At 64.6% G+C, this 7,244-nt stretch carries 5 protein-coding genes and 2 pseudogenes; 4 read left to right on the top strand and 3 right to left on the bottom strand.

Annotated features, from left to right (window positions below):
• Positions 1–204: 204 nt before the first annotated feature.
• From D8M29_RS07120 to D8M29_RS07105, 4 genes and pseudogenes are all read left to right on the top strand, one after another.
• A complete protein-coding gene (locus tag D8M29_RS07120) occupies positions 205–771 on the top strand; it encodes a recombinase family protein (protein WP_060973479.1) in 567 nt (188 codons plus the stop codon).
• 212 nt (positions 772–983) lie between these two features.
• Positions 984–2,753, top strand: a complete 1,770-nt coding sequence (locus tag D8M29_RS07115; protein ID WP_060973737.1) for an ATP-dependent endonuclease — start codon at positions 984–986, stop codon at positions 2,751–2,753.
• Positions 2,746–3,396, top strand: coding sequence for a UvrD-helicase domain-containing protein (locus tag D8M29_RS07110; protein WP_081097721.1), 651 nt, complete (start codon positions 2,746–2,748; stop codon positions 3,394–3,396). Before D8M29_RS07115 ends, D8M29_RS07110 begins: the two co-directional genes overlap by 8 nt.
• A 30-nt stretch (positions 3,397–3,426) precedes the next feature.
• Positions 3,427–4,247: pseudogene (locus tag D8M29_RS07105) on the top strand (transposase).
• Between the two features lie 115 nt (positions 4,248–4,362).
• On the opposite strand, the gene D8M29_RS07100 reads toward D8M29_RS07105, so the two are convergent.
• From D8M29_RS07100 to D8M29_RS07090, 3 genes and pseudogenes are all read right to left on the bottom strand, one after another.
• The gene (locus D8M29_RS07100) at positions 4,363–6,471 is read right to left on the bottom strand and encodes an acyltransferase family protein (RefSeq protein ID WP_081097732.1); all 2,109 of its coding nucleotides are present in this window, start codon (positions 6,469–6,471) and stop codon (positions 4,363–4,365) included.
• A 253-nt stretch (positions 6,472–6,724) separates the two neighbouring features.
• Positions 6,725–6,928 (bottom strand): annotated as a pseudogene (locus tag D8M29_RS07095) (integrase core domain-containing protein); the annotation flags it as partial.
• Positions 6,929–7,088: 160 nt separating this feature from the next.
• Positions 7,089–7,244, bottom strand: a 156-nt coding sequence (locus tag D8M29_RS07090; RefSeq protein WP_145992789.1) for an integrase core domain-containing protein, incomplete at its 5' end; no start/stop codon positions are given.

Here is a 7,244-nt window from a genome sequence, read left to right as displayed (position 1 = left end):
CAACGAAACTATACTAACAGGTTAGTAAAGTAAACGTCAACGCTCCGACAGAGGGATGCCTCACAATCCAGCTGGGTGTTCATTGCCCCATCCCGGCGTCAAGCCGGGTATACCCCTTTACACACCCTGCCCGGTCACGAGACCATCACGTCAGAGACGGTCCCAATCGGGCCCGTTGGACACAAGCGTCGGAGGGTCTTAAACGTGGTTGGACAGACTGTGGCCTACGTGCGGGTGAGCTCAGCGGAGCAGAACCTGGATCGTCAGCTCGAGGCGGTGGGGGAGCGCGACCGGATCTTCCAGGACAAGATCAGCGGCAGCTCGAGGGCCAAGCGCACGGGGTTGGCGGAGCTGATGGCCTACGTGCGGGAGGGGGACCTGGTGAAGGTCGCCTCGATGGATCGGCTCGGCCGGGACACGCGGGACCTGTACGCGATCGTGGACGAGCTCACCGGCAAGGGGTGTGCGGTGCAGTTCGTGTCCGAGCGGATCACCGTGGACAAGTCCGGCACCTCTCCGGTGGACGGGCTGATGCTGGGCATCCTGGCGGCGTTCGCTGAGTTCGAGCGCCGGCGGATCAAGGAGCGTCAGGCCGAAGGCATCGCCCTGGCCAAGGCCCGCGGCAAGTACGTGCAGGCCCCGAAGCTTTCGGACACCGACGTGGAGCAGGCGCGCGTGATGATCGACATGGGGATCCCGAAGGCCGAGGTGGCGCGCGCGTTCGGTGTGAGCCGGCAGACCCTATACACCTCGTTGCGCCGGCCAGCCTAAGACTGAGCCTTATCCTCGGCCGCCTACGTCTCCGGGGTTTCTGCGTCAGCACGCGGGTGGGGCCTTGTACGGGGATCGAGCGTCTTGGGCTGAGTGATGGCACGCGCGGCCGACGAGCGTTGTGTTCCGCGGTTGCCCCGGAGTGGTTCGGGACAACGGCGCGAGCATACTTGCTATCAGGGCCGTATCGGATCTAACAGCGAGGTGACCCCATGATGCTCCGCCGACTCCGGATTGAGCACTTCCGTGGCATTGAATCCGCGAACTGGGCGATCCACCAGCGATTGATCAGTTTGGTGGGAGCTGGCGACAGCACCAAGACCACATTGTTGGACGCGATCGGGCTGGTACTCAGCCCGAACTACAGCCCGCAGTTCACGGATGCCGATTTCTTCGACCTTGACCTAACCAAGAACATCGTCATCGAGGCAACGATCACGAACCTCCCGGACAATCTCGTCAAGGAGAGCCAGCTTGGCAAAGACCGCTCAGGCATCCTGCCGGGCGGCACTCTCGTCCACGACCCTGTCGAGGAGGCCGATGAGTGCCTCGTCGTCAGGCTGACCGTGACCCCAGAACTCGATCCGACGTGGGAGGTCGTGCGCCCCGACTCTGAAGACGCCCGCCCGATTTCCGCCAGCCAACGTCGCCAGCTCGGCTTCTTCCGCCTGGGTGAACGGGCCGACCTCCACCTTCGCTGGGCGCGCGGATCGGCCCTGTCTGGCCTGACCGATGGTAGCGATGGGGCTTCGTCTGTCGTTCTCGATGCCCACCGTGAAGCGCGGAGAGCAGTCTTCGACGCCCAGTCGAGCGCCCTACATGATGCAGCTTCCAAAGTTCAGCGGTCGGCCGGGAACTTCGGTGCAGGGAAATTTGATGAGCTGCGGCCTGGTCTCGAGCCAGGCTCGGCCACCTCCACACATTCGCTGATGCTTCATGACGGTGACGTGCCTCTGTCGAGCCTCGGGCTCGGCACGCGCCGGCTAACAAGCTTGTCGATCCAGGATCAGGCGATGGACGACGGCTCGATCATTGCCATCGACGAGGTCGAACACGGGCTCGAGCCGCACCGACTGGCGCAAGTCCTCCACCACCTCAAGAAGCGAACTGAAGGGGGCAACCTGCAAGTCATTATGACCACCCACTCTCCCATCGCGGTGAAGACGCTGAGCGCCGTCGATCTCGTCGTAGTCCGCGCGGATGGAACTGGCGTGACCACCTGCCAGCCGGTTCCTGAAGACCTCGACAACGTGCAGGGCACGTTCCGTATTGCCCCAGAGGCGCTCCTTGGCCGTCGCGTACTTGTCGGAGAGGGTGCGACCGAGGTGGGTTTCCTGCGCGGCCTGCTTCGTCACTGGGACGCCCAGCGGATCGCCGCTGAGCAGCCTGGTGCTGCTTCGCTTGGCGTCGTGTTGGTGAATGGAGGGGGAGGGACCCAGTCGACCAAGCGAGCCCAGCACTTCCAGCAGCTCGGCTACCCAGCCTGCCTGCTAGTGGATAATGACGACCGCGCTATTGACAAATCGGTGAGGCAGGCAATGGACTCCGGCGTAAGCGTATACCGCTGGGGTCCGGGCAATGCGATCGAAGATGAGATCATTCAGACTCTCGGCGCCAAGGGGCTGCAGGCACTCGTTGACCTAGCCGTAGAGATCAGGGGTGAGCATTCCATTCGAGCTAATGTCGGCGCAAGTCTGAACAACGATCAGCTGACTGGAACCGACTTCGCTTCATGGCAGGCACAGGCCGGTGTCAATGAAACCGAGATCCGCGGTGCCATCGCGGCCGCGGCGACTGCCAGGGATAAGGAGTGGTTCAAGCGCGAAGATAGAGGCGAAGAACTTGCCGAGGTCGTCATCAGGCACTGGGCTGATTTGGACAGCACCCACTTGATGAAGGTGATCGACGATCTGCAGACCTTCGCTTACGCCGCGGAATCCGAGCCGCCAGCGGAGTCTTCGGAGGGGTCCTTCGATGGTTGAGGACCCTCCCATCTCGAAAGCAGTCGAAGTTGTACTCAGGGCACTACCCTGTTCGGTGGCTCTTCCCGCCGGTGCTGGGAAGACCGAGCTGATCGCGGCCAGTGTGGCAAAAGCTACCCAGCAAGGCGGGACATGCCTCGTGTTGACGCATACGCATGCTGGTGTGGACGCCCTTCGCCGCCGCATGAAAAAGTTTGGCGTTGCCAGCGACCAAGTCGTCGTGCGCACAATCGATTCATGGTCGTATGACCTGATTGCCCACTTCCCGAGTCTCGCGGGGCTCGACGTGTCCGGTGGTCCCGACTGGAGCAAGTCTGCCGAATACCATCGCGCAGCGGCGCGGACAGCCACCAGCAGGGCAGTGGGGAAGATGCTCAAAGTCAGCTATACCCACCTGTTCATCGACGAGTATCAGGACTGTCTTGTCGATCAACACGAGCTGGTGCTCGCCCTGGCCATGACGGTCCCCACTGCGGTGTTCGGTGACCCACTACAGAGCCTGTTCAACTTCAGTAATAATCGAAGGGTTGTTGGTTCGAATCCAACCGGGGGAGCCGAGCAGAGGCCCCTGCACCGACCAGATCGGTGCGGGGGCTTCTTCGTGCCTGGAGGACGACGGAGCCTCGAATGTGTCTGGCAATGAATCCAGGGGCCAGCTGACGCCCTGGATCGCATCTCTCGTATCCAGGCGCTCTCCGACGCCCATGGGGAGCCGCCGACCACTTCGATGCACCCGGCCTGGCCCGGCCCGGCCCGGGCCAGCCGGCAGGGCCGGCCGTTCGCCGATGTCCGGGCGATGATCGAGGCGACCATCTACCCGCATCGGCACGAGATTCCGTAGCGGGATATGCCCGAGGTCTACGGGCCCTGGCAGACCGCGCTGACCTGGTGCTGGCGGATGGCAGCTGCGGGCACCTGGCATGAGGTGCTAGCAACATTGGCGGCCGCCAGCGACGCCCAGGGCCTCATCGATGGATCGGTCCGGACTGGACTCCGCGATCGCCCACGCTCATCAGCACGCCACGGACATTGCCCGCCATGCAGGGGATGGATCGAACTACGGGAATCTGCGGGATGAACCTGCCGGTCGCGGTATCGGACGCTCACGTGGCAGGTTGAGCACGAAGATCCATCAGCTCGACGCGGGGGCAGGAATGCCATTGGCCAGCTTGATCGCCTGAGCCAGGCAGGGGATTGACCGATGCCGACTCCACTGCTTGGGCAGCCGCGGCGGTCATCCCCGTGTGAGCTGACCATCAGGGCCACCGCAGGCGTCGTGGCTGCAGCAGCGGGTGCCCCGTCGGCTTCGACGCAGTCGCCTGTAGGGGCCGCAATGTCATCGAACGTCAGTATGCGCCCCTGCAGCAGTCGCGCGGACGGGTGGCCAGGTATGACGAGTGCACGATCATCTACCGGCCCGCCGAGCGCCTGACCACTGGGGTCACATGGTTGAAGCTGGTGTCAGACACGCCCTGGGCGCGCCCGGCGCCGTAGTTCTGCTCCGCATGCTGCCCACCTCTTCGAGGCCGATAGAGGAGCGGGAACGGACTGAGGGTGTCATCAACACCCGCACCATTCCCATCCCTTGATCAGCGCGCTCGAGAGAGCCTCAGCGTCCTAGACGCATGCCGTCATGCTCCAGGGCCGCCAGCGCACGCTCGATGAAGACGGGAGCAAGAGTCTCTACATACGTTGGGGTGAGGTGGTTGTCGTCCCAGTACACATGGACGTTGCCCACCGTGGGCTGGCACTGACGGCCCGGGCAGATCATGTCGTTCAGCTGCACCTGCGCGATGCGGGGATGAGCATCGGCCAGTCCGGTCAGGGGGCTGGTGTTCGGATCGAGCACGGTATGCGTCCAGCGGCATGTCGCCGCATCGATCCCGTGTGTCCTTCCGCAGGTTGTGGGTGATCCGGCCGCGAACCGGGGGTTGTCCCGGAGTGCGAGGACATGGGCACCCGTCCCCGCAATCTCCTCCATCCGCCCGACCATCCCCGGGGTGAGCATCTCCTCGTCCTCATAGGTGCTGCGTGTGCCCTGCATGAAGACGACGTCCGGGCGTACATGCTCCACGACCAGGTTGAGGTCCGCGAGGAAGTCCGGGCACTTCGGGGAGTCGTCCACCTGCTCCTCCATCGGCGCTACCAGGCAGCTGCCCCGCGTATAGCTGACGACCTCCAGCCGTCTTTCCTCACCGAGGCGCCGGAGAGCGGGGGACCACTGCATCACGTGGCTGTTGCCGGCCATCAGCACGACGCCGGCCGGATCTGCTTGTGGGACGAGGACATGGCACGACTCGGCTCCGACCTCGGTCAACTGTGCTTCCAGGGCGGGGTCGCACTCCTCGGGGTACTCGGGGAAGGGGTACCGTCCCTCCACCACGGGCAGAACGGGGGCACCGGGGTCTCCAGCTGGCTCGTAGTCGGGGCGCAGGACGGCGGCGCCCGGGTTGTTCCGGTCGGCCGCCTCGAGGACTCGTGCGGACTCCGCTGCCTCGGCGCCGCGCCACAGGGTCACCGGCGCCACAACGAGAGCGGCGCAGGTCCCCAGTACGACGGCGGACCGCCAGGCGGCCGTCTGGGGCCAGCCCCACGCTCGTAGCGGACGCTCCACGCGCACCGAGAGGAGGAGGGCCGCGCCGAGGGAGACGACGACGAGAACGACGCCTGCGGCCGCGCCGGGTTTCTGTGACCCCGTGAGGACGGAATAGGTGATGAGCAGCGGCCAGTGAATGAGGTAGAGAGCGTAGGCGGAGTCACCCAAGCGGGTGAGCGGGCGGGAAGCCAGTACCCGGTCCACACCGAAATGGGAGCCGCTGGTGCCCGCGACGATCACAGCAGTGGCCGACATCAGCGGCCACAGCGCGATCCAGCCGGGGAAGGCGCCCTGGACGTCCACCACGACGCCGACGGCGATCATGCTCGCGAGCCCTGCCCAGCCGAGGAACACCCGTGTGCGCCGTCCCAGGTGAATGAATGGAAGGACGAGCGCCAGGAGGGAACCGAGGGCGAACTCCCATAGGCGAGCCCGAGTGTCGAAGTACGTGAACGCCTGGTTCTGGGAGGTCTGGGTCACCGACCACAGCAGGGACACGACGAACACCGAGGCGAACGCAGTCGTGAGGACGGCTCGGGGCCGCGCCCCGGTGCGGCGGGCCACCAGGGCTGAGACAAGGAAGAGGAGCGGCCACAGGATGAACACCTGCCCCTGGACCGACAGCGACCAGAAATGCTGGAAGGGGGACAGCGAGGTGTTGTCGGCGGCGTAGTAGTCGACGGCATTGAACGCCAGGGCCCAGTTTTCCACGTAGAGGGCCGACGCCAGCGCCTCCGTCCGCCACGAAGCACGGTCGGCCAGCGGATACACCGTGGCAACGGCAACCAAGGTAAGCAAGATCGTCAGCACCGCCATGGGCATGAGGCGCGTGAAGACGTGAAGCCAGTAGCGCCCCACCGCGAGGGGCCTTCCAGCCTCCATCTTGCGGGTGAAGGAGCCTGTCAGGAAGAAAGCCGAGATGAACAGGAAGATGTCGACGCCGCCCGACACCCTGTCCGTGAAGATGTGGAACACCACCACCAGAAGGACGGCTACCGCGCGCAAACCCTGGATCTCCGGTCGCCAGTCCGCCTGCCTTCGGGCCACCACAGGAGTCGAATCGGGCCCATCAGCCGCGTGTCGGGGGCGGTAGCCGCGGGGATAGACGGACGGATTGGTCATGGTGGCCTCAGCAGTGTCAGAGGGATGGGAAGGCAAACGGCAACATCATGCCTGAGGGTGATTCTTTCGAACGGGAAGCTGACCAGCGGATTAAGGCTCGTGGCCCAGCCCTCACGTCGCACAACGGCGCCCGCACCCTCGCGCGGTAGGGCGCGGGCGCCGTCGTGGAGGTGAAAGGGAACGCCTCAGGCGCAGGCGTCGTCGGCCTCCCCGGACTACTGCTCACTGAAGCGCCCTGGGTTCCGTTCCGAGGTCAGGATGCAACGGGCGCTGAATCCTGATCGTGAGTGTAAGCCGCCTCAACCTCTGCGGGAGTGTGATAGCCAAGGGCCTCATGCAGGCGGGTGGTGTTCCACCAGTGCACCCACCCCATGGTGGCCAGCTCGACCGCCTCGGTCGACTCCCACACCCGCTTGGCGTGGATGAGCTCGGCCTTGTAGAGCCCGTTCACGGTCTCCTTGAAGCGTCCCGGGTTTCGTGCCGCTCCTATGTGGGTGTGAGCCGCCCCCTTCATTCGGTCCGGACGTTCTGTGAGTCGTCGGTTTCCATTTGATGGGTGCACTGCCGAGCGTACTCGGCTGGGGTTAGGTAGCCGAGCGAGGAGTGAGCCGCCCCCTTCATTCGGTCCGGACGTTCTGTGAGTCGCCGGTTTCCATTTGATGGGTGCACTGCCGAGCGTACTCGGCTGGGGTTAGGTAGCCGAGCGAGGAGTGCCGGCGGTGGTGGTTGTACTCGTCCTTCCAGTCGCCGATGATGACCTGTGCGTGCAGCAG

Origin of the sequence: Micrococcus sp. HSID17227, assembly GCF_003989405.1 — a bacterium.
Taxonomy (GTDB): Bacteria; Actinomycetota; Actinomycetes; order Actinomycetales; family Micrococcaceae; genus Micrococcus; species Micrococcus luteus.
This window is presented reverse-complemented; position numbering and strand designations above follow the sequence as displayed.